At 61.6% G+C, this 20,193-nt stretch carries 19 protein-coding genes; 6 read left to right on the forward strand and 13 right to left on the reverse strand.

Features of this window, described 5'->3' with window-relative positions:
• Nucleotides 1-20: 20 nt before the first annotated feature.
• Both N2600_RS23870 and N2600_RS23875 read left to right on the forward strand, forming a co-directional pair.
• Entirely contained in the window at nt 21-755 is a 735-nt protein-coding gene (locus N2600_RS23870) for an SDR family NAD(P)-dependent oxidoreductase (protein WP_260111089.1), read from the forward strand.
• Nucleotides 756-871: 116 nt separating this feature from the next.
• On the forward strand, nt 872-1,474 hold the full coding sequence (locus N2600_RS23875) for an NADPH-dependent F420 reductase (RefSeq protein WP_260109880.1): 603 nt from the start codon (nt 872-874) through the stop codon (nt 1,472-1,474).
• A 402-nt stretch (nt 1,475-1,876) separates the two neighbouring features.
• Here N2600_RS23875 and N2600_RS23880 read toward each other — a convergent pair whose 3' ends face one another.
• Nucleotides 1,877-2,761, reverse strand: a complete 885-nt coding sequence (locus tag N2600_RS23880; protein WP_260297572.1) for a helix-turn-helix domain-containing protein — start codon at nt 2,759-2,761, stop codon at nt 1,877-1,879.
• Nucleotides 2,762-2,914: 153 nt separating this feature from the next.
• On the opposite strand from N2600_RS23880, the gene N2600_RS23885 reads away from it, so the two are divergent.
• Nucleotides 2,915-3,292 (forward strand): nuclear transport factor 2 family protein, encoded by a 378-nt coding sequence (locus N2600_RS23885; protein WP_260109882.1) that lies wholly within the window; start codon nt 2,915-2,917, stop codon nt 3,290-3,292.
• Between the two features lie 232 nt (nt 3,293-3,524).
• Here N2600_RS23885 and N2600_RS23890 read toward each other — a convergent pair whose 3' ends face one another.
• The gene (locus N2600_RS23890; protein ID WP_260109883.1) at nt 3,525-4,136 is read right to left on the reverse strand and encodes a TetR/AcrR family transcriptional regulator; all 612 of its coding nucleotides are present in this window, start codon (nt 4,134-4,136) and stop codon (nt 3,525-3,527) included.
• A 185-nt stretch (nt 4,137-4,321) separates the two neighbouring features.
• Between N2600_RS23890 and N2600_RS23895 the strand changes: the two genes are divergently transcribed.
• Nucleotides 4,322-5,656 (forward strand): coniferyl aldehyde dehydrogenase, encoded by a 1,335-nt coding sequence (locus tag N2600_RS23895; RefSeq protein WP_311319295.1) that lies wholly within the window; start codon nt 4,322-4,324, stop codon nt 5,654-5,656.
• Nucleotides 5,657-5,695: 39 nt separating this feature from the next.
• Complete coding sequence (locus N2600_RS23900; RefSeq protein WP_260297574.1) at nt 5,696-6,169, forward strand: GFA family protein; 474 nt, start codon at nt 5,696-5,698, stop codon at nt 6,167-6,169.
• A 335-nt stretch (nt 6,170-6,504) separates the two neighbouring features.
• Here N2600_RS23900 and guaA read toward each other — a convergent pair whose 3' ends face one another.
• The 3 genes from guaA to N2600_RS23915 form a co-directional block, all read right to left on the reverse strand.
• Nucleotides 6,505-8,067, reverse strand: coding sequence for a glutamine-hydrolyzing GMP synthase (gene guaA, locus N2600_RS23905; protein ID WP_017966645.1), 1,563 nt, complete (start codon nt 8,065-8,067; stop codon nt 6,505-6,507).
• A 115-nt stretch (nt 8,068-8,182) separates the two neighbouring features.
• Complete coding sequence (locus N2600_RS23910) at nt 8,183-8,821, reverse strand: 5'-methylthioadenosine/S-adenosylhomocysteine nucleosidase (protein WP_162115468.1); 639 nt, start codon at nt 8,819-8,821, stop codon at nt 8,183-8,185.
• Entirely contained in the window at nt 8,818-9,267 is a 450-nt protein-coding gene (locus tag N2600_RS23915; RefSeq protein WP_170280245.1) for a PaaI family thioesterase, read from the reverse strand. The genes N2600_RS23910 and N2600_RS23915 overlap by 4 nt, the downstream gene beginning before the upstream one ends.
• A 266-nt stretch (nt 9,268-9,533) precedes the next feature.
• Between N2600_RS23915 and N2600_RS23920 the strand changes: the two genes are divergently transcribed.
• On the forward strand, nt 9,534-10,610 hold the full coding sequence (locus N2600_RS23920) for a DUF2252 domain-containing protein (protein WP_260297576.1): 1,077 nt from the start codon (nt 9,534-9,536) through the stop codon (nt 10,608-10,610).
• A 17-nt stretch (nt 10,611-10,627) separates the two neighbouring features.
• Here the strand turns inward: N2600_RS23920 and N2600_RS23925 are convergent, their stop codons facing one another.
• The 8 genes from N2600_RS23925 to queG form a co-directional block, all read right to left on the reverse strand.
• Nucleotides 10,628-11,707, reverse strand: a complete 1,080-nt coding sequence (locus tag N2600_RS23925) for a DUF1513 domain-containing protein (RefSeq protein ID WP_260297577.1) — start codon at nt 11,705-11,707, stop codon at nt 10,628-10,630.
• Between the two features lie 4 nt (nt 11,708-11,711).
• On the reverse strand, nt 11,712-12,812 hold the full coding sequence (locus tag N2600_RS23930) for an imelysin family protein (RefSeq protein WP_260297579.1): 1,101 nt from the start codon (nt 12,810-12,812) through the stop codon (nt 11,712-11,714).
• Nucleotides 12,812-14,350, reverse strand: a complete 1,539-nt coding sequence (locus tag N2600_RS23935) for a di-heme oxidoreductase family protein (protein WP_260297580.1) — start codon at nt 14,348-14,350, stop codon at nt 12,812-12,814. The genes N2600_RS23930 and N2600_RS23935 overlap by 1 nt, the downstream gene beginning before the upstream one ends.
• 47 nt (nt 14,351-14,397) lie before the next feature.
• Complete coding sequence (locus N2600_RS23940) at nt 14,398-15,675, reverse strand: imelysin family protein (protein WP_260297582.1); 1,278 nt, start codon at nt 15,673-15,675, stop codon at nt 14,398-14,400.
• Between the two features lie 283 nt (nt 15,676-15,958).
• Nucleotides 15,959-17,248, reverse strand: coding sequence for an RsmB/NOP family class I SAM-dependent RNA methyltransferase (locus tag N2600_RS23945; RefSeq protein ID WP_260297583.1), 1,290 nt, complete (start codon nt 17,246-17,248; stop codon nt 15,959-15,961).
• Nucleotides 17,249-17,392: 144 nt separating this feature from the next.
• Nucleotides 17,393-17,755, reverse strand: a complete 363-nt coding sequence (locus N2600_RS23950) for a septal ring lytic transglycosylase RlpA family protein (RefSeq protein ID WP_017966657.1) — start codon at nt 17,753-17,755, stop codon at nt 17,393-17,395.
• Nucleotides 17,756-18,161: 406 nt separating this feature from the next.
• The gene (locus N2600_RS23955) at nt 18,162-19,031 is read right to left on the reverse strand and encodes an SDR family oxidoreductase (RefSeq protein WP_260297584.1); all 870 of its coding nucleotides are present in this window, start codon (nt 19,029-19,031) and stop codon (nt 18,162-18,164) included.
• Nucleotides 19,031-20,185 (reverse strand): tRNA epoxyqueuosine(34) reductase QueG, encoded by a 1,155-nt coding sequence (gene queG, locus N2600_RS23960; RefSeq protein ID WP_260297585.1) that lies wholly within the window; start codon nt 20,183-20,185, stop codon nt 19,031-19,033. Before queG ends, N2600_RS23955 begins: the two co-directional genes overlap by 1 nt.
• Nucleotides 20,186-20,193: the final 8 nt, after the last annotated feature.

Genomic DNA, 20,193 nt, shown 5'->3' on the forward strand with positions numbered 1-20,193 from the left:
ACGATCAAAGGATGCATGACATGAACAGACTGAATGGAAAGACCGCCGTGATCACCGGTGGCGCTACCGGCATCGGCCGCGCCGCAGCAAAGCGCTTCATCGAGGAGGGCGCCTTCGTCTTCATCTTCGGCCGCCGGCAGGAAGCGCTCGACGCGGCTGTGGCCGACCTCGGACCCAATGCTCGCGCGGTGAAGGGCTCGGTCTCGGATGAGGCTGACCTTGATCGCCTCTACGCGGTGGTGAAGGCAGAGCGCAAGACGCTCGACATCGTCTTCGCAAATGCCGGGGCCGGAAGCCCGATTCCGCTCGGCCAGATCACCGCCAAGCACATCGACGAAACCTTCGACACCAATGTCAAGGGTACGATTTTTACGGTCCAGAAGGCGCTGCCGCTAATGGGCAAGGGCGGTTCGATCATCCTGACCGGATCGAGCGCCGGCACCACGGGCGCCCCGGCATTCACCGCCTACAGCGCGAGCAAGGCGGCCGTGCGCAACCTCGCGCGGACCTGGGCGGAGGATCTGAAGGGCACCGGCATCCGCGTAAACGTGCTGTCGCCCGGGGCGACGGCGACCGAACTCGCGAAGGAAGCGCTGGGCGAGGAGGGCCAGAAGGCCTACGGCGCGATGACCCCGCTCCAACGCATGGCCGATCCGGCGGAGATCGGGGCCGTGGCCGCCTTTCTCGCGTCGTCCGACAGCAGCTTCATGACCGCCAGCGAAGTCGCGGTTGACGGCGGCCTTGCGCAACTCTGACGCGCTGCACCCGGCCAGACGCTCCATTTGATTATTCGGAGCGCCATAGGGCTCGTCAGATAACCCAGCCGTTCAGGGCCGGGAAATCAATATCATCACAATATCGGAGAAGCATTATGAGCTATGCAATTGTGGGATTCGGCAAGATAGGCCAGGCCCTTGCCCACGCCTTCGCCCGTAAAAACATCGAGGTGGCCGTCGCGGGCCGCCGTCCGCCCGAGGCGTTGGCGCCGCAGGCTCACGCGATTGGACCCACAATCGTTGCCAAGTCGCTGCGGGATGCGCTCGAGGCCGACACGATCATCCTGGCGGTCCCGTTCGGCGAGCATCGCGAGGTTGCGAAGGCCCTGCCGAGCTGGGAAGGCAAGACAGTCATCGACGCGACGAACACGTTTGGAGTTCCCCCTGAAGAGCTGGACGGCCTCCCGTCCTCCGCCTTCGTCGCGAAGTCGTTCACCGGTGCCAAACTGGTGAAAGGCTTCAATCACCTGATTGCGGCCACCCTGGCTGCCGATCCGATCGTCGAGGGCGGCCACCGGGTCGTCTTTCTGTCGAGCGACGACGAGGACGCGATCGCTCCCGTGGCGGCCTTGGCCAAACAACTCGGCTTCGCACCCGTCAAGCTGGGAAAGTTCGACGAGGGTGGCGCGCTGGTGCACGCACGCGGCCGCACTTGGGGCCAGCTCATCTTCCAGGATTTGTTCAAGAAGGAACAGTAATCGATCTATGATCGTGTGATATCGCCGAGAACTGGTCGCGCGCGCAAACCTCTTCGAGCAGCGCGCGACCGAATATTTAAGGCCACAAAGTAGCGCGAAGGTTGCGATGGCCTGACGGCGTCTGGGCACCGTCCGAACCGGCATGACGACCACGAACTACCCGCAACAGATCCGCATGAACAAGGGATCGCGAAATGCCTCAGCTCAGTTCAAGACCGATCGATGAGGTTGACTAGCCAAGCGGCTACACCGATGCCGGTGTATTCCGCAGGGTTTTTATTCAGATCGTAGGTTTGCCCCTCCGAATAAGGACGCCGTTTCGAGACATGATGCCGCGCCCTTGGCAGGATAGAATCCATCCCCAAGCTAGCCGTGGCGGTCAAGGTGCTATTCCTAAGGCGTTCAGTTCTTGTATTGCTTGCGAAACTTAATCGGGGTGAAACCGGTTTCGCGGCTGAAAAACTTAGCGAAATTGGTTGCCTCCGCGAAACCGAGGTCCTCTGCGATGAGGTAGATGGGCCCGTTGGTATGGACCAGGAGCCGTTTGGCTTCCAAGGCGATGCGAGCCGTGATGGCGTTTTTGGCGCTTTGCCCGGTCGCTTCCAACGCCGCTCGCGTCAGGCTTTTCTCGGTACAGCCTAGAGCTGCCGCATAGGCGGATACCTGATGCCAGCCAGCATAGTTTTGTTCGACTAGCCTGCGAAACCTGGCATAACGCTGCACACCCGGGCTTTGTGCGACGTCAATGCCCATGTGCTGATCCTGCAGGATGGCAAGGCGCAGAAGCAGCGCACAAAGTTCGTATCGCAAGAGCGCGTGTACATCCTTGGGCGGGGCGGGGCTCGTGGCGTCCTGCTGCATCCTGGCGATCGCCTCATTCACAGCGCCGAAATCGGCAGTGAGTAGGGATAGGTGATCCGGCAGCCGATCCAGACCCAGGACAGGCAGCAGATCGGCAGTCGTTTGCATCTCCGATGGGAGGAATTCTGCGCGGAACAGGACCATCCACCCGTCCCAGCCTTTATCACTACCGAAACTGTGAACCTGCCCGGGCCTCAACAAGAGGAGGGATCCGGCCGCACAATCGACCGGCTGGAAGTCCACGACCTGGGTCACCGCACCCTCGGTCACGCAGATCAGCGTGTGGAAGGAATAATGGTACAGCGCCAGGATATGTTCGGAGGTCACGCGGCGGCGCAAGTCCGAAAAATGAAATACCTCAACATCCAGATCGCGCCCGCTCGGACGGTAATTGAGTTGATCCAGCTTCGCTCGGCTCTTTGTCATTCGCGTTGCGCCAATTCCGGTCGAACATGTCCGATAAGTATCATATTTCGGCGACTACGAACCACGACGGAATGGGATGCTACCCATTATTATCACTCTAACTGCGAAGGGCACTTCGCAGCAGGTTTCAACATCTGCAAATGAGAGACCGAAATGACGACTATCGACATCGGAAAAGCCTATATCAAAGCCGTCCAGACCGGCGATCAGGCCACGCTCGGCGAACTGCTTTCGCCCCAGGTCATTTGGCATCAGCCGGGCAATAACCAGTTCTCGGGCACCAAGAACGGCATTGTCGAGTTTGGTGCCATGATGGCAAAGTCTGGTGGTAGTTTCGCCATCACCCATGCCCATCGCTATCTCGCCAACGGCGACCTGGTTGCCATCGAAATCCAGTTCGCCGGTCAACGCGAAGGCGCCAAAGTCGACCAGCCCGGTATCGATCTGCTGCGCGTGCAGGATGGCAAGATCGTCGAAGTCTGGCTGTTCTCCTCCGATCCGGAAGAAGAGGACCAGTTCTGGGGCAAATAAGTCACCGCATCTGGGGCAGCGGAACGAAAGCGGCCCTGCTCCAACTACTTGTCCATTTTCCAAGGAGCTTCGCGATAAGCGCGAATAACGAGCAGATCGTCACTGCGCCTACCAGCGAATTTTCGGTGATTTGGACGGCTCTGCAGTGGACGATTAGATGAGCAACGATTGGGACTACTTGCGACGCCGGGCTCACCTTCACGAAGAAGAGGTCAACCACGCGCAGCTAGTGTCACGTTGCCGGGTTCTCCAGCCCTTCCACCAGCGTATTCAAGGCCGCACCCAAGGGGGCCGATCCGACCTTCTCGGGCACTAGGAGACCATCGATCGCAAGCATGGTCATACCGTGGATGAGCCCCCACCAGGCTACCGCCTGACCTTCTATCGGCCGCTTGCGAATGCTCCCCGCGGCTTGGCCGCGCCGGAGGATTTCGAGCGCAACATCAAACACCGCGAGCGCCCGCTCATTGAGATGCAGCCCTGCGACTTTCTCCTCCCCCCCGCTGAACATCAGGCGGTAGAGAGCCGGGTTGTTCGTTCCGAACTCGACGTAGGCGTGAGCGACCGGAGTAATTTCGTCGCGCAGAGATTTGGGCGCCTTCGGCTTCGCGGCCGATAGCGACTGCCGCAGCCGGTCGAAGCCAATCATGGCGAGTTCCGCGAGCAGCGCGGCTTTATCGGGAAAATGCTTGTAGGGTGCCGCGTGGCTGACGCCAGCCCGGCGCGCGACTTCCCGCAGCGTGAACTGCCAGCCCTTTTCCTCGGCAAGCATATCCAATGCCGTCTCGATAATCGCACGACGGAGATCACCGTGGTGATAGGGGCGGTTGGGTGCGTCCTGCATGATGCCTCAAAGTTTCTTGTGATTACATTGTTGACAGTGAATACATAAGTGCTTATGTCAGGGCCGAAGTTTCTCCTGTCTACATCGGAGTGGGCCATGAACGCAACCGCAAACATCACCGACGCTGATCGGCTAAGTGGTCTCCTTGCCGCCCAGCGTGCCGCCTTCCTGCTTGACGGTGCGCCTTGGCGCAGCGACGCGCCGATCTGACAAAACTGAGGGCGGCGATCATCAGCCACCGCAAAGCGATCGAAGACGCCATCAATACCGATTTCGGCCATCGCTCACGGTATGAAACTGCGATCATGGAGATCGTGGTCGTTGCCGAAGGTGTGAAGTATCTGATCCGCAATCTTCGTAGATTCATGGCTCCGACCCGCCGCCATGTCGCTATGACGATGCGAATGGGTAACGCGCGCATCGAATATCAACCGCTCGGCGTCGTCGGCGTAATGTCTCCCTGGAACTACCCGATCAACCTTGCCCTTATGCCGGTTGCCACGGCCATTGCCGCCGGAAACCGGGTGATGCTGAAACCTTCGGAGTTCACGCCCGTCACCAATGCACTGCTCGCCAAGATGCTCGGCGAGATCTTCCCTGAGGACCAGTTCGCGATCGTCACTGGTGATGCGGCGGTGGGAGCGGCGTTCACGGCTCTGCCGTTCGACCATCTCGTCTTCACCGGCAGCACCGCCGTGGGGCGGGCGGTGATGAAGGCCGCCAGCGACAACCTCGTCCCGGTTACGCTGGAGCTGGGGGGTAAATCACCGACTATCATCGCCAAGGGGCTCTCTCTCGACCGAGCGGCCGCGGCCGTGGTGTTCGGTAAGCTGGTCAACGCTGGTCAAACGTGCATCGCCCCGGACTACGCTCTCGTCCACGAAGACGATCTTGACGCGTTCGTTGCCGCGTATGGCCGACAGGTAGCGTCTTTCTACCCGGCTGGCCCGACAAGTGAGCACTACACTTCCATCGTAAACGAGCGGCAATATGTCCGGATCCGGGGCCTGATCGAAGATGCCAGAGCCAAGGGAGCCCGGATCATCGAGGCCGGCAACCGGCCCGGCGATGCGTCCAACCGTTCCAATACGCTGGCCCCAACCGTGATGCTCGGCGTGACCGACGACATGCGCATCGCTCATGAAGAAATCTTCGGTCCAATCCTGCCGATCTTTCCCTACCGCGACATCGGTGACGCAATCGCCTATGTCAACGCGCGGCCCCGGCCGCTCGCGCTCTACTATTTCGGAGCCGATAACGAAGATCGACGCAACGTGCTGAGTCGAACAACCTCAGGCAACGTCACAATCAACGGCACGATCATGCACATTGCCCAGGACGACCTGCCCTTCGGTGGCGTTGGGCCGAGCGGCATGGGCGCTTACCACGGCATTGAGGGCTTCCGCAGCCTCAGCCATGCCAAGGGCATCTATGAGCAGGGTCGATGGAACCTCTCCAGCCTGCTGCATGCCCCGTTCAAGCAGCCCATCGATGCGATCCTTAAAATGATACTTCGATGACCGGCCTTCCTTCCCCATGAATTCAAGGAGAGTCCGCACATGACCACCGACACGTCGTTGCCGCTACGCGGCGCATGCGAATGCGGCGCTTGCTCGTTCGAGGTGCATACCTCACCGAAAGCCAGGTTTCGGTGCCACTGCCTGATCTGCCAGGCGTTCAACGGCAAACCGTTCGCCGATGTTGTCGCTATTCGCGCCAAGGATGTGGCACTGAAAGGTGCCGATAATATCTCGTTCAAGAAGTATCGTTCACCGCCGAACTTCGATCGCGGGCTCTGCCGCACTTGCGGCAATCCGGTCGTAGAGGTTATGGGGGCGGGGCGACTCAAGGTGATGTTCATTCCGACCAGCAACTTCGGCCCGCAAACCCGGCTGCCGCCGGTACGGATGGACATCTTCTATCACCGTCGTGTGATGGACATGGCAGACAGTTTACCCAAGTACAGCGGCTATTTCGCGAGCGAGTTCGCGGTCGGGAAACTGATCATGGGTGGTTTGCAGGGCTCCAGCTAAAGCACCGTTCGCGCGGAAGAGCCACGTGAAGGGCAGTTTTCAGATTGGGTCTCAAAGGCCTTGATTGCAAAAAAAGTATCGTCAGGCGGAAAACGGACTGACGGCACTTTTCTTAGACGTTTGGCCGCACACGACGACTACCTTCAAAAGTACCGTCAGACAGATCCGCCACACTTTCGCCGCCCGTGACCGCGCCGGACAACTCTAGCCAAATCAGTCGCTTAAGTACATCGGCGGTTCAGTTGATGATGCATCGGATAGTGCGCGGCACAGTTCGAAAATCGTTGTATTGTCAACGACAGAATTCGACTTCCTACGCCAGGCTGCGCTATTCCCTACTCCCACTCGATCGTACCAGGCGGCTTACTCGTCACGTCATAAACGACGCGGTTGATGCCACGCACCTCGTTGATGATGCGGGTCGCGGCGCGGCCGAGGAATTCCATGTCGTAGTGGTAGAAGTCCGCCGTCATGCCGTCGACGGAGGTGACGGCGCGCAGCGCGCAGACGAATTCATAGGTGCGCCCGTCGCCCATGACGCCGACGGTCTGGACGGGGAGCAGCACGGCAAAGGCCTGCCAGATGGCGTCGTAGAGGCCGGCTTTGCGGATTTCGTCGAGATAGATCGCATCGGCCTCGCGCAGGATCTCCAGCTTTTCGCGGGTGATGCCGCCCGGGCAACGGATCGCAAGGCCGGGGCCTGGGAAGGGGTGGCGGCCGATGAAGCTGTCGGGCAGCCCGAGCTCGCGGCCGAGCGCGCGCACTTCGTCCTTGAAGAGCTCGCGCAAGGGTTCCACGAGCTGCATTTTCATGCGCTCCGGCAGACCGCCGACATTGTGGTGCGATTTGATCGTCACCGACGGGCCGCCGGTGAAGGAAACGCTCTCAATCACGTCGGGATAGAGCGTGCCCTGGCCGAGGAAGTCGGCGCCGCCGAGTTTCTTCGCTTCTTCTTCGAACGTCTCGATGAACAACCGGCCGATGATCTTGCGCTTGGTTTCCGGATCGCTGACGCCTTCGAGTTCGCCAATGAAGCGATCGGCGGCATCGACGTGCAACAGATGCAGATTGTAGTGCTCGCGGAACATGGCGACGACGCCGGCTGCCTCGTCCTTGCGCATCAACCCGTGGTCGACGAGGATGCAGGTCAGCTGGTCGCCGACGGCCTCGTGGATCAAGAGCGCTGCGACGGAACTGTCGACGCCGCCCGAAAGCGCGCAGATGACGCGTTTGTCGCCCACCTGCGCGCGGATCTGCTCGACGGCCTTCTGGCGGTAGGCCGACATCGACCAGTCGCCCTTGATGCCGGCGATATTGTGAATGAAATTGCCGATCAACTTGGCGCCGTCAGGCGTATGCACGACTTCCGGGTGGAACTGCACGCCGTAATATTTGCGCTTCTCGTCGGCGATGAAGGCATAGGGCGCGTTGGAAGAGGTGGCGATCACCTCGAAACCATCCGGCAGCGCGGTGACGCGGTCGCCATGGCTCATCCAGACCTGGTGGCGCGAGCCGGAGGACCAGAGGCCCTCGAACAGCTGGCAGTCCCTGTCGACATCGAGGAAGGCGCGGCCGAATTCGCGGTGATGGCCGCTCTCGACCTTGCCGCCGAGCTGCATGCACATTGTCTGCTGGCCATAGCAGATGCCGAACACCGGCAGACCGCTGTCGAAGATGATCTGAGGCGCTCGCGGCGATCCCTCGTCCACCGTGGAAGCCGGGCTGCCGGACAGGATCACGGCCTTCGGCTGCAGGCGGTGGAAGCCTTCTTCGGCCGATTGGAAGGGGACGATCTCGCAATAGACGCCGGCCTCGCGCACGCGTCGTGCGATGAGCTGGGTCACCTGGCTGCCGAAATCGACGATGAGAACGGAGTCGGGATGTGCTGTCTGGGTCATGGCGAGGCTTTAATGAAAAGCGCTTCGCCTGGCAATCCGGGAAATCGGCGGCATCAGGTTTTTATTGTTGCAATTGTCCCCCGCGCGTCTGACAAGGCGCGGGGCGCTGAAGGGCTCAGAACCAGAAAACCCCGTCCTCCAGCGCCGTGAACAGACTATCGACGCCGTAAGAGAGCTTGCGGTCGACGATGTGCAGATATTCGGTCCAGCCCGAAATATGCTGCAGTTCGACGGCGCCGTCGGAAATGCCGCGAAGGCCGATCAGCGGCAGCTTGTAGCCCTGGCAGGCGCGCAGTACCGCATAGGTCTCCATATCGACCATGTCGGCGTCGACGCCCGTATAGGCGGCGCCTGAGATGATGTTGCCGCCGGTGGAAAGGCTTGCTTCGGCAATGCCGGGAATGCGCAACGGCAGCTCGAGCGTTGCCGGCAGGTCGAGAAAGGGTGTCTTGCCCTTTTCGAAGCCGAGCGGCGAGGCGTCCATGTCGCGGTAGGAAACCGAGGTCACCTGATAGATTTCGGTCTGCTCCAGTTTCGCCGAGCCGGCCGAGCCGAGGGACACGACGAGATCGGGCAGGTCGTCGACGGCATCCAGCCGCGCCAATGTCTTGCTCAGCGCGATGGCTGCCTCGACCGGGCCGACGCCGGTCATCAAAGGTTCGATGCGTGAACGCAGGAAGGGACCGTATTCGGCCTCCGCCGCCATGACGAAAAGAATGGATTTCCCCGCGACCGATTTCAGTTCGAACTTCATCCCGTAATGCCCTCTCTACCGCGGATCACCATCATCGTTCCGGTCATGGAGGCGATGAGTTTCGCCGGCCCGTCGCCGATCGCGTAGCCTCGTCCGTCGGCGACGATGATGGTGGAGCCGGGTTTGGTGATTTCCCCGCGAAACAGGAAACGATCGCCACGCCCCGGCGACATGAGATTGACCTTGAACTCGATCGTCAGGATCGAGGCCTCCGGGTCGATGACGCTGTAGGCGGCAAAGCCGCAGGCCGAATCGAGCGCTGCGGAAATGATGCCCGCATGCAGGATGCCGTGCTGCTGTGTCAGTTTGACGTCGAAGGGCAGCTCGATCTCGACGACGCCGTGCTCGACGCGCGTCAGCTCCGCGCCGATCGTCTCCATCGCCGCCTGCCGCGCAAAATTACGGCGGATTCGCGCGCGGAAATCGCCCCTGTCAGTCTCGCTCATGTCTGCCCCTCTTACAGCCGCGAAAGTGGCATGGCGCGCCGCATTCGACAAGCTGGACATCGCTGAAATCGGTCCGGGCGCCGATGGAAACCCGGGACCGTGTCGCCGGGGCAACCTTTCACTTTCCGTCGCCGGGCAAGCCGGTACCGCTGGCCAATACCGCTGGCCAGTACCGCTTGATTATGGCGATCCGATGCGAAGACGATTGCAGCTTCGCGCGGTGCGCGTATTCTTCGCATCGGGTCGCGAAATGATGGAGCGCCGGCATGACGACGATATCGCAATCGGTGCGGAATTTCGAGACTTGGCTGGCCGGCGAACTCGGCGACGATCTCGTCAAGGACGATCTGCGGGAGAAGCACGAGAAGATGCGAAGCGGCGATTTCGTCTTCCTGCGCGCCACCTATTGGCGCTGGTGCGAGATCATCCTCGATATCTGTCCGGAACTGACAGGCGCACCCGAGGTGCTGGCGATCGGCGATACGCATCTGGAGAATTTCGGCACCTGGCGCGATATCGAGGGCCGGCTTGTCTGGGGCGTCAATGATTTCGACGACGCGGCGGTGATGCCCTATGCATTTGATCTCGTTCGCCTTGCAACAAGCGCCGTCTTGGCGCGCGGTGACGACGGTCCCTCGGTTCGCATGATCGGCGAATTGATCTTGAGCGGCTATCGCAGGGGCCTTGAAAATCCGCTGCCCGTCATCCTCGAGCGCGACCACAAATGGCTGCGCAAGGCGTTGATGCTGCCGAATTCCGGACGCAGGGAATTCTGGGAGAAATACGAAATGTTGCTTCCCGGCAGTAAGCCGCCGCCGCCAGCCTACGCCAAGGCGCTCGCCGCCGCGCTGCCGTCCGGAACGGCGCCCTTCGTGCCGAAGCCGCGCAGCGGCGGCACCGGCAGTCTCGGCCGGCCGCGTTTCGTCGCCTATGCCGAATGGCAGGGCGGGCCGGTGCTGCGTGAGGCAAAGGCGCTGCTGCCGTCGGCCTGGTCGCTTCGCCACAGGCCACAGGACGTGGCGATCCATGCAAGCGAGATCGCCAATGGGCGGGCGCGCTCAGCCGATCCGCACTACCGGGTTTCCGGCCGCATCCTCGTGCGCCGGCTCTCGCCGAACAGCTGCAAGATCGAAATCGACCGGCGTCCCGAGATCCTGCTTTCGCCGACAATGCTCGAACTGATGGGCTTTGAGATCGCCAATTGCCATTCCGACGATGCGGCAGCGGTTGCGGCGATCCTGAAGGATCTGGCGGTGCGGGGAAACGAATGGCTGCACGAGGCGGCAAGAGCCGCGGCATCGAGCGTCAGCGCCGAGCAGAAAGCCTATTCGCGTTCCGGCTAGAGCTCTGCTTCTCTCATTTAGATCCGCACGATGTGCTGATCCCAGGCGACGTCGCTGCGGGTCGACAGGAAATCGCCGTCATAGGAGGAGACGGCAAAGCCGCTCTTTGCCGGCGCGATGCCCGCTGCATCCGGAATGGTCGCTTCGGCCAGCACCTTGCCCGTCCTTGCGTCGATCGTCACCGAGGCGCCGCCCTTCGGTGAGGTGATGCCGACGAGACCTTCGCTGCGATTGACCGCGATCGCTCCGACGTAATTGGCTAGCCGGCGCGTCGTCTCCTCCGGCAGGTCGATGAAGGAGAGATTCTCGCCTTTGGCGAAATGGCCGACAAGCGGCGGCAAATCCTTGCGGTGACCTTCGTACTGGCAGGCGAACCAGATGCGGCCCTCGCCGCCGAGATCGACGTGGCGAGTGGAGAGTTCCGCCCATTCCGCCGGCAGCATATGTTTTTCGATCAGCGCTCCGGTCGCCGCATCGATCAGCGCCAGCGACGGCTGCATCTCGCCGAGATTGAGCTTGGTGCGGCCGAAATCCGGATGCGTCTCTATGCCGCCATTGGCGACGATGAGCAGGCGTCCGTCGTCGGAAACCGTCATGTCGTGCGGGCCGATGCCGTAGGTCTCGAATTCGCCCATGCGGGTGAAGCGGTTCGTGGCGTCGTAGAGACCGATCATGCCGCGATTGCCGTCGAAGTCGTTCTCGCTGGCATAGAGCAGACGACCATCGGGAGAGAAAGCGCCATGACCGTAGAAATGCCGGCCCTCTGGCGAACTGATGGCGACCGGCTCGCCCTTGTTCCGGGGATCGAAGATCATCGCAAAGGTGCCCGGCCGGCGCGCGAAGGCGACCGTCTTGCCGGTGCTGGCGCTGAAGGCCATGCCGTGGGCGCGGGCGGGAAGCGTCATCTGATCGACGATCTCGCCGCGCTCGGTCACGGTCGCAATGGCAAAGGAGCCGTCGGCTGCCCGAATGCCCGAGGCATAGACCGCATCAGTCTGCTCCAGCGCCATCAGCGACCTTGGTGTCAAGGTGGCAAGGAAGCCGAGGCCGGCCGCCTTGACGAAGCTGCGTCGGTTGATTGCGGCACTTCGCATCATCGTCTCAATCTCCGTCCGAAAAGGAAAAGCCGGCCGAAAGGCCGATCGCTGCGCCATATTCGTCGCTGATCCGGGTGATCAGGTTGCGGCTGTCGGCAAGCAGCGTATCGAGCTTGGCCTTCTCTGCATCGCTCGTGGCGACGTCGATGTCGGGATTGAGCTTCGGTACGCTGTCGAGCAGCGATTTGAAGTCCTCGTCGATCGAGGCGGCAATCGGTTGCTTGTCCGGCGGCAGAAGCTCGGCCATGCCGGCCTTCTGCCAGAGCGTGCGCAGGCCTTCCAGATTGGCGGCCATCGATTTCCAGGTATTCTTGGAGCGCCAGTAGATCGCCATGCGCGGCCGTGGCGCAGCGTCCTTGCCCTTGTAGAACTGCTCCAGCCGCTGGTCGCGGACATTCTCCGCACCATGGACGAGAATGCCGAGCAGCGCCGTCACTGCTTCCTTGTTGTCCATGAAATCGTTGCTCTGCGGGCCTGTATGTTTCCAGCTCGCCTGCACGCCGTCGGGCTTTTCCCAGGCGGCGACGACTTCGCCGGCTTCACGCTGGATATTGCCGGCGACCGCCTGGCCGTAAAGGCAGCGGAAGCCGTTTTTCTTCCCGACGAGATCGTTGGAGCCATTGCCGTAGAGCACGTATTCCAGCGCCGTCAGGCCTTGCAGCGCAACACTCTTGCCGGCGATCGCATCGACCGTTGCATCCTTCGGATCGGCCTTGGCGATCAGCGCCTGCACCTGCTTGAGGCCGACGCCCTTGCGGTCGGGATAAAACAGGATGTGCTCGAAGAGATTGTCCTGGATAACCGGTCCGGTCTGGACGATTTCGATGATCGACCAATAGCGGATCGTATCGTCGAAGGCCGATTTCGCCTTGTCGAGCGTCTGCTGCGTGCCGTCGCTGCAAAGATCCTTCATCGCCGTCGTCAGCCGGGCGGCCGATTGCTGCATGTTGCGATAGCCGGGACGGATCACCTCGTCGACGGCGCGCTGCATGACGGCGGGAACGGCATCCTCGTTCAGCCCTGCCGGGGGAGCTACGGTCTGGGCGGCTGCTGATGTGGCGAGGCCGATCAGAGTAAGGCAGAGCAGGGGGTGCCAAAGGCGCATCAAAGTGACTCCAGGAATGTAATCAGGGCCGCCCTGTCGTCTTTCGGCAGGGAGGAGAAAGCGTTGCGGGCCTTTTCAGCTTCACCGCCATGCCAAAGGATCGCTTCGGTGAGGCTCCGCGCACGGCCGTCATGCAGGAAAAAGCTGTGTCCGCTGACAGTCCGGGTCAGTCCTATACCCCATAGTGGCGGCGTGCGCCATTCACGTCCGCTTGCAAGGCCGACCTGCTGTCCGTCGGCAAGCCCGTCGCCCATGTCGTGCAGAAGAAAGTCGGAATAGGGCCAGATCAGCTGGAAGGACTGCGCTTTCTCGGGCGTATCCCGCCGAGTGACGAATTTCGGCACATGGCAGGAAATGCAGCCGCTTTCGTAGAAGATCCGCTTGCCCTGCAGCGTTTCGGCGAAGCTCGCCTTGCGCCGTGCCGGAACGGCAAGGTTTCCGGAATAGAAGGTGACGAGGTCGAGAATGGGACCCGGCGCTTCTTCTGCGCCCAGCCGTTTCTGCACGCCGGTCGGCATATCAAGGCATTTTTCTTCCGCCTTGGTGCAGTCGCCCTGCGCATCCGGCTGATCGGGCGTCGAGATGCCGATATCATTGGCGAAGGCATCGGCACTCTGGTCGCGCACCGTGGCGTTCTGCGCCTTCCAGCCGAATCGGCCGAGGACGATCTTGCCGCTGCGGCGGTCGCGCACAACCGCAGCCTTCCCCGAAATGCCGTCGCCATCGGCATCGTCCGGATCGGCATGGGCGAGGATATCGGCTTCGGGAATGGCCTCGATCAGTCCGAGGCCGATCATCGCCGAGGCGACACGCGGCGAAATTGTCGTCGCGGGATCGAGCGGTCCATAGGCGGGATTGACAACCGCATAGCTCGGCCGGCGCAGCGACGCGATCTCGCCGTCGCCGAGCGTCACCCTCTCTTCGCGGTAGCTGATCGCCATCTTCCCCTCGGCAGCAAGGCCGGGAACGGCGAGGTCCTGCAGCTGATGGCCGTAGACCGGATCGGGAAAATTGACGACATCAGCACGCGCAACTGCCTTTTCTTCCTCCGGCGTCGTGGCCGCACGGGAAAGCCGCAGCAACATCGAGGTGGCGCTTGGGCCTCCCTCCGGCGGCCTGCCGCGGCCGTCATTGAGATGGCAGCTCATGCATGAGCGGGCGTTGAACAGCGGCCCGAGACCATCGGAGGCCTGCGTCGAGGAGGGAGCGGATATCCAGAGCTTGCGGAAGAGCGCGTTGCCGAGCTTGAAATTCTGCTCTTCCTCGAAGGGGATATTGGCCGAAATATGCGAGAAGCTGTCCTCGGTGACAGGGTCGATCGAGGTCGTCGCCCCTGCCTGCATCGCTTCGTATTGTTCGGCCTTGGAAAAATCCGTCGTCGGCCGGGTGACGCCGGCGACACGTTGCAGATCGGCTTCGGAAAGGTCGGTGCGTTTCGTCGGCAGATCGAAACCGGCTGCGATGCTGACGGAATAACCGGCAAGTGTGGCGCAGAGCGCTGCGCTGGCGATCAATCGGCGGGCCGGGGCATGCGACATTTCAGGGTCCGGGCCGCTCCGGCTTTCGAAGCGGCCCGCCTTTTTGCTTATTTGAAGACGGCGTTAGGATTATCCAAGCTGTCGGAACCTTCAAGCTGAACCGTGCCGAGATCGAGTGCGGCAATAACGCGCTGCACCGATTTCGTCTGGTCGATCAGCCCGTCGATGGCGGCCTGGACGACGGCGTTGCCGTCCTTGTTGCCCTCGCCGATCATCTGGTCGTATTTCTCGACGGTCTCGCCGCGCTTTGCCATGGCATTCATCGCATCGAGCGTCTTGTTGAGCTTGGCTTCCACTTCGGTATCGAGCGCCTTGTCCTTGGCGGCCACCAGATCGTGCAGCGACGGGCCGGTGAGCGTGGTGCCGTCGGCGCGGATATAGTTGCCGGTATAGGCGGCAGCGATACCGATCGCGTCGTTGAGATGCGAGTTGTAGGTATTGTCCGAGAAGCAATCATGTTCTTCTTCCGGATCGTGCAGCAAGAGGCCGAGCTTCATGCGCTCGCCGGCAAGCTCGCCGTAGGAAAGCGAACCCATGCCCGTCAGAATCGCCACGAGGCCGGCCTTCGGATCGGCTTCGATGTTCTTGGTCGCCGCACCGTCCGGCGTCCAGTTGTCGGTCATTTCCTGCAGGTCGGAAACCAGCAGGGTGGAGGCGGACTTCAGATATTCGGCGCGCCGGTCGCAATTGCCGTGCGTGCAATTCTTGAGGTCGTAATCGGTTGCCGGGCGGTCGCCGGCGCCAGGGCCCGTGCCGTTCAGATCCTGTCCCCAGAGCAGGAATTCGATGGCGTGGTAGCCGGTCGCGACATTGGCTTCGATGCCGCCGGCCTCGGCCAGCGTGCCGGAGAGGAATTCCGGCGTCAGCTTGGAGGCGTCGACATCCTTGCCGTCGATCTTGATCGTCTTGTTGGCAATGACATTGGCCACATAGAGAGAATTTTCGTCGCTCTCGGTGCCGTAGGAGGCATCGACATAGTCGACCAGGCCTTCATCGAGCGGCCATGCATTGACCCTGCCTTCCCAGTCGTCGACAATCGGATTGCCGAAGCGATAGACTTCCGTCTGCTGGTAGGGAACGCGCGCCTTGATCCATGCCTCCCGGGCGGCCTTGAGCGTCGCATCGGTCGGCGCCTTCAGAAAGGCGTCGATCGCAGCGTCGAGCGCCTTGGCCGTCGTCAGCGAGTCCTCGTATTTCGCATGCGCCACATCGGCATAGTGTTTCACCACGCTAGCGGCATCGGTCTCGGCATGCGCGGGAAGGGCGAGCAGGGCGGCGGGGGCGATCGCCAGCACGGCTGCACGGAATTTGCGGTTGAGCTTCATGATCCTCTCCTGTGACGGATTTTCCGTCTACGGCACCGGCCCGAAAATCGGAATCGATTTTCGGAAAGCGCGATGCGTCGATTCAAAGTGTTACAGCGTCCTTTGCGCGTCTGATAAGACGCGCGGCGCTGTCATCGGGCTTCGTCTCTTCGCGCAAAAGCAAACTGGTGTCAAACACTCTAGTTTGGAATGATTTTAAGAATGGACAGGCGCGGCTAACCGGTCATTTTGAACGGCATTTGCTTGAAAAACCGGCAGCTGCGTATGCCTCCGCTAAACCGCGTCAACCCTTCCGCTGCATGCGGCAGAAGAAGAAGCCGTCGGTATCGGTGGAGGCGGGGGTCAAAGTCACCGACAGGCCGTCGGAAGAGTGCGGACGCGGGGCGTCCTTGCCGAAGAGCTGATCCCAGGCAGGCAGGGCACTGACGATCTGAAAATCAGGATTGTCAGCCGTGAAGCGGCGCGCCTGTTCCTCGTTTTCCCGAGGCAGGACCGAGCAGGTCACATAGATCAGGTCGCCGCCTGATTTGACGAAGCTGCTCGCCTGCGCCAGCGCGTCCTGCTGCTGGGCGGTGCGCTCGTCGAGGTTCTTCGCCGTCAGCCGCCACTTCGTATCGGGGCGGCGGCGCCACGTGCCGGTGCCGGTGCAGGGTGCGTCGACCAGCACCTTGTCGCAGCGTCCGGCAAGGCCGGAGAGCGCCCTGGCGTCGTCATGCACCTGGACATTGCGTGTGCCCGCCCGCTTCAGCCGCTCGATGATCGGCGCCAGCCGTTTGCGGTCGGCGTCATAGGCGTGAACCTGTCCCTTGTTCTGCATGGCCGCCGCCATGGCGAGCGTCTTGCCGCCGCCGCCGGCGCAATAGTCGAGAACCTGTTCGCCGTCGTGGGCGAGCACTAGGTCGGCGACGATCTGCGATCCCTCGTCCTGAACTTCGAACCAGCCTTTCTGGAACGATAGCTCGGCTGTCACGTTGGGAAGACGCGAGGCGCCTTCGCCGGCGGCAATCCGGATGCCGTGGCGGGCGATCTTCGCTGCATGCGCGTTGGCTCTTTCGAGCGCCTTGACGACCTTGTCGCGGGAGGCTTTGAGCAGGTTGGCGCGCAGATCGAGCGTCGGGCGCGCTGCGAGTGCCTGTGCCTCGGCGAGCCAGCCGGCGCCGAAGGCCCGCTCGAAGGAGGGTTGGACCCATTCGGGAATATCGCCGCGGATATGCGGCGGCGCATCGTCGAGCGAGCGGCTTTGAAAGGCCGAGACGGCGTCGGCTGAAAGCGGCGCCGGCGCGAACTTGTCATCTGCCAGCTCAGTGGCAAGACTGTCTGGCGTGAAACCCCATTGGCGGAACATGACGGCATGGGCAATGGCCGCGGCACTCTCGTCATCCATCAGCCAGGCGTGGGAAAGCCGCATGCGCAGTGCGTCATAGACGATGTTGCCGATCGCTGCACGATCGCCGGAGCCGGCGAAGCGGTGCGCGAGGCCCCAGTCCTTCAGCGCGTCGGCGACGGGCCGCTTGCGGGCATCGATGTCCGCGAGCACAGAAATCGCCCCTTCGAGGCGGCCGCCCAGACGCATTCACATGTCTCCTGTTGCCGTGGCGTGGGAACGACCAGCGCAAACGTGAGTGTCACGCAGTCAATTGTTCACAAGTCTCAACCGCGTGGTAACCGCGATTGACGGCAAGAGCAAGCGCCGCTTCCGGCGCAGTCAGTGCTGGCCTCAGCTGATGATCTGGTAGCAGACCTTCGCAGTGCCGGAGCTCACCATGCCGATATTCTGTGCGGCGGCGCGCGACAGGTCGAGCACACGACCGCGGATGAACGGACCACGATCGTTGATGCGAACGACGACGGTGCGGCCATTGTTGCTGTTGGTGACCTTCACCTTGGTGCCGAAAGCAAGCGAACGATGTGCGGCAGTCAAGATGGCAGGGTTCATACGTTCCCCGGAAGCAGTTTTGGAGCGAAGTGCGTACCATGAAGCACCGCCACAGCCATTGCCAGCAAAACCTTCCGCCGGAAGCATGGAAGAACAGGCTGCAATAGTTACAGCGGCGACAATAGAACGACGTATTTTCTTCAAAACAGAGTATCCCTCAACTATTGAACTCGCGCCCTTGCAGGCGGCGGGGCTTAAATCTGTGAAAAAGTGGCGAAAAAGTGCCGCGCAGCTTCACGGAATATTACAATCTGTAACATTCGTGAGTGTGACGTCGGGATTCCGGGAATGCACGCCGCGCCCAAGCGTGGAAAAAACCTAATAAAATCAGCTAAAATCCGAACGAATTTTCCGAAGGGATAGTTAACGCCTCGGCGTTCACGAAAATCGCGAAAATATTTTTCCGATTTCGCCATATTTACTGCCACATTTGGGCAAATTCAAAGGCCGTTAACCATAAGATGCGGCGAAAATTGTCCGGCCAAAGCGGGAAAGTAGGAATTTCCTACTCATTCTGGGTGAATGCGTCCGTCGCAAACAAGACTGCGTTCTAACCGCGCCAACATCCGTCCCGCCACAATTGCGCAAGCGACATAGGATAGTTCGGGAAGGAAAATGCGAAGCCGGCGGCCTTCAGTTTGGCATTCGAAACCCGTTTGTTCTCGCCGTAGAAAGTGCGCGCCATCGGCGTCAATTCGGCGGTCTCGAACGCCTGCTCCGGCGGCGATTCTACCCCCATCAGGCGGGCTGCCTCGACGATCACATCCTGCGGCGGGCCGGGTCGGTCGTCGGTGACATTATAGATGCCGCCGAGGCCGCGCTCCGACAGGAAACGCGTCGCCGCGCCGATATCCTCGACGCGGATGCGGTTGAACACCTGGTCCTTCTTGATCAGCCGTCGCGCCGTGCCCTTTTCCAGATTGCAGAAGGCGTTGCGTCCCGGCCCATAGATGCCGGAAAGGCGCAACACCGCCGCCGGCAGGCCGCGCTCCCGGCCCATCGCCAGCCAGCCCTCTTCCGCCTCGAGCCGCTCCTTCGACCGGCCGGAAACGGGCAGGCACGGCGTTTCCTCGTTCACCCAGGCGCCCTGGTGATCGCCATAGACGCCGACGGTCGAGAGATAACCGATCCATTCGAGCTTCGGCAGCAGGTATGCGCCGTCTTTACCGAGCAACCGCAGCAGTGGGTCGGCCTTGCCAGGGGCGATCGACTGCACCAGATGAGTGACGCCGTCCAAAGCCTGGCGCAGCCCCCCTTCGATACTCTCTCCATCGAAAAGGAAAGCTTCGATGCCGTTCTGACGGAGCGCGTCCACTTTGTCAGGTGAGCGCGTGGTGCCGGAAACCCGAACGCCGTCGCCGGCAAAGGCCTTGGCGATCGCCGTGCCGGAATAACCGCAGCCAAAGATCATCACATGCATCAGCCCACTCCCGCCAATCGCCATTCGTTCAGGACGTCGTCATCTCTCTCATCCGCCCTTTGTGCGGCAAAGGCCGCAAATTCGCCAGCCTCCATCAGCCGCAAAAGCGCCCAGACCGCCATGCCGCGCACCACGGGCGAGGGATCCTCCGTAAGTTCGCGACATGGCCCGATGAGCGCCGTCTCGCCGGAATTGCCGGCGGCGATCAGCACGTTGCGGATAAAGCGGTCGCGGCCGATCCGCTTCACCGGCGAGCCGCTGAAAAAGGCACGGAAGGCGGCATCGTCGAGCGTCAGCAGAAAGGCGATCGACGGCTCCTTGAGATCGTCCCGGGCCTGTAGCTTCATCTCGGAGGCGGAGCTTGCGAACTTGTTCCAGGGACAGACGGCAAGACAGTCGTCGCAGCCATAGATGCGGTTGCCGATCAGCCCGCGCAGATCGGGGTCGATCGGTCCCTTGTGCTCGATGGTGAGATAGGAGATGCAACGCCGCGCATCGATCTGGTAAGGCGCCGGGAAGGCAGCCGTCGGGCAGATATCGAGACAGGCGCGGCAGGAACCGCAATGATCGGTCTCGGCTGCGTCGACCACAAGATCGGCGGTCGTGAACATCGTGCCGAGGAACAGCCAGGAGCCATGAACGCGGCTGACGAGATTGGTGTGTTTGCCCTGCCAGCCGAGCCCGGCTGCCTCCGCCAGCGGTTTTTCCATGACAGGCGCCGTATCGACGAACACTTTCACATCGGCGCCCGCCCGCGCTGCAAAGCGCGTGGCGATCTCCTTCAGCCGGCCCTTGATGACGTCGTGATAATCGCGGTTGCGGGCATAGACCGAAATCGCCGCCTTATCAGGCTTGTCGAGAATGCCGCGCGGATCTTCCTCCGGGGCGTAGTTGAGGCCGAAGACGACGACGGAGCGCACCTCGCTCCACAGTTTGCGCGGATCGCCGCGCCGGTCGCGCGTCTCCGCCATCCATTCCATCGTCCCGTGGCGCCCGGCATCGATGAACTGGCCGAGACGCTCCTTGGCTTCGGGGATCGCATCCGGGCGCGTGATACGGCAGAGATCGAAGCCCTTGGCGGCAGATTCCGCCCGGACGAACTCGGTCAAATTGTCGCGGCGGCGGCGTTCTTTGTCATTGTCAGGTTCGGGCATGAAGAGCC

The organism is Rhizobium sp. WSM1274 (genome assembly GCF_025200775.1).
In the GTDB taxonomy this organism is placed as follows: Bacteria; Pseudomonadota; Alphaproteobacteria; order Rhizobiales; family Rhizobiaceae; genus Rhizobium; species Rhizobium leguminosarum_I.